4 protein-coding genes are annotated in these 2306 nt (G+C 53.5%); all 4 read left to right on the top strand.

The genetic code is table 11. The features are described from left to right. Positions 1-136, top strand: a 136-nt coding sequence (locus tag D6694_13510; GenBank protein RMH37036.1) for a sulfurtransferase TusA, incomplete at its 5' end; no start/stop codon positions are given. Positions 137-138: 2 nt separating this feature from the next. Beyond that, on the top strand, positions 139-645 hold the full coding sequence (locus D6694_13505; GenBank protein RMH37035.1) for a DUF1285 domain-containing protein: 507 nt from the start codon (positions 139-141) through the stop codon (positions 643-645). After that, entirely contained in the window at positions 629-856 is a 228-nt protein-coding gene (locus D6694_13500) for a hypothetical protein (protein ID RMH37034.1), read from the top strand. Before D6694_13505 ends, D6694_13500 begins: the two co-directional genes overlap by 17 nt. Positions 857-920: 64 nt before the next feature. Next, a partial coding sequence (locus D6694_13495; protein ID RMH37033.1) for a chloride channel protein occupies positions 921-2306 on the top strand: 1386 nt, incomplete at its 3' end.

The following is a 2306-nucleotide window of genomic DNA, read 5'->3' as shown; positions in this document are numbered from 1 at the left end:
GTTGCATGTGTTGGCCGATGACCCATCAACGACACGTGACATTCCAAAATTTTGTCGTTTCATGTCACACGAATTGCTCCGTGCTGAAACAGACTCGCTTCCCTATCAGTACTGGATCCGGAAAGGAGGCGCCTGACCATGTCACGCTCTCACTCTGGAGAAACCGCGGAGATATGTCTTAAAGGCCATTTTCATATTGCGCGGGATGGCAGCTGGCACCATGAAGGGCGGCCTATCCACCGCCAAGCGCTGGTAAAGTTATTTAGCACCATATTGAAGCGGGAAGGTGACCGCTATTTTCTCGTGACACCGGGCGAAAAAGTGCCTGTTTCAGTTGCATGCTGCCCATTCATAGCTGTCAGCACTTGGCGGGATGATAACCAACAGATTTTTATCCGCACAAACGTGGACGATGTCGTAGCCGTCAATGCCAACAACACACAACTGCATGTTCTCGACGAGAGTGGACAATCCATTCCCAAGGCCGAAGTTCGGGATGGCCTTTTTGCATTGCTTTCACGCAATGCCTACTACCAATGGGTAGAATGGGCAAAGATTAAAGACAATAATGGTGTTTTAGAGTTTGTTGTGCACAGTGGCAACAATGAGATTTCGCTGGGACACATCCATGAAAATTCGTTTTGAACGACCTCACCCAATATCGACGGCATGTTACCTTCTCGGTGGGGCCGTATTGCTTCTCGCGTGGATTGGCTTCTCGTATCAATGGTGGCCAAGCCTCTTTGCACAACAGCTCTTTATTGGTGGCGCCATCATTGTGTGCATCGGCTCTATTATCAATCTCGTCGTCGCGTTATCCCGACTCTGGCGCCACACCAACGAACACTCTTCATGATTTTGCTCTGCGGCGCAAGGACGACGTATAATCTGCAGCCTCGTATTCGGCCATCTCAAATACCATGACCGCACGCCCGAGACTTGCTCACTTACTGATCATCGCATCCTTTATCGGAATTATGGCTGGCGTGGTTGCCTGGTTATTCCGAATGTTGATCGCATTTGTGCATAACCTGGCCTTTTACGGCACATTCAGCACAGTCTACGACGCCAACCACCATGCCGATCCATCCGCGTGGGGATGGTTGTGGGTTTTGGTGCCCGTCGCCGGAGGCGTGGTGGTTGTCTGGCTGATTCGCACCTTCGCCCCCCAAGCCAAAGGTCACGGCGTGCCAGAAGTGATTGATGCCATTCACTACAATCAGGGAAATATCCCGGGCCGCGTCGCCCTCGTCAAAGCATTGGCTTCCTCACTCACGATCGGAACAGGCGGTGCATTAGGCCGAGAAGGGCCGATCGTACAAATTGGGGCCGCACTGAGCTCTGCCTTAGGCCAGTGGCTCGAATTGCCTGTGCGGCAAAAAATCGTATTGATTGCCTGTGGCGCGAGTGCGGGCATCGCCGCAACGTTTAACGCACCGCTCGCTGGGCTGCTTTTCTCAATAGAGTTACTGCTGGTGTCGATCAACAGCCGCACCATCGTTCCTGTCGCATTAGCGACCGCGATCGCCGCCTGGATAGGTCGGGAGTTGATGGGCCCTGAGCCCGCATTCAACATTCCCTCTTTGCATACAGGTATTGCCGAGCCGCGTGCGCTCACCGAACTGGCCCTTATGCTGCCATTTGGTGCACTTATGGGCGTTCTGGCGCTTTTGTTTTCAAAAGCCATTTACTGGTCCGAAGATTTCTTCGAGGCGCGTTTTCAAAATCCTTACCTGCGCCATGTGTTCGGCATGATTCTGCTCGGCCTGTTGGCCATGCTATTGATGCAGACAACTGGTCACTATTGGATTCAAGGTGTTGGTTACGCCACCATTCAAGACGTGCTGTCGGGCAATCTCCAATGGCCGTTATTTTTAGTGGCTCTGGTCGTCCTGAAAATGGTGGCAACCTGTCTCACCATCGGTAGCGGTGGCTCTGGTGGTGTTTTTTCGCCGTCGTTGTTTCTTGGTGCCACTGCGGGTGGGGCATTCGGCTACGGAATCATCGCCCTATGGCCCAGTGCAGGCATCGATCCAGCCGCCTTTGCCATCGTCGGCATGGCCTCTTTGGTGGCGGCTGCCACCAGCGCCCCCCTGACAGCTGCGGTCATCACATACGAAATGACGCTCGACTACAATGTGGTGCTCCCCACCATCATCGGGGTGAGCGTGGCCTATGCCGTGCGGAGAATCTTGTCGCCCACCGATATTTACACGATGAAACTGCTTCGCCGAGGGCACATTATCCCGGAAGGGCTGTCGACCGATATTGTGGGCAGCATCCAAGTCCAACACATTATGAATCCC

This window comes from Gammaproteobacteria bacterium, from assembly GCA_003696665.1.
In the GTDB taxonomy this organism is placed as follows: domain Bacteria; phylum Pseudomonadota; class Gammaproteobacteria; order Enterobacterales.
This window is presented reverse-complemented; position numbering and strand designations above follow the sequence as displayed.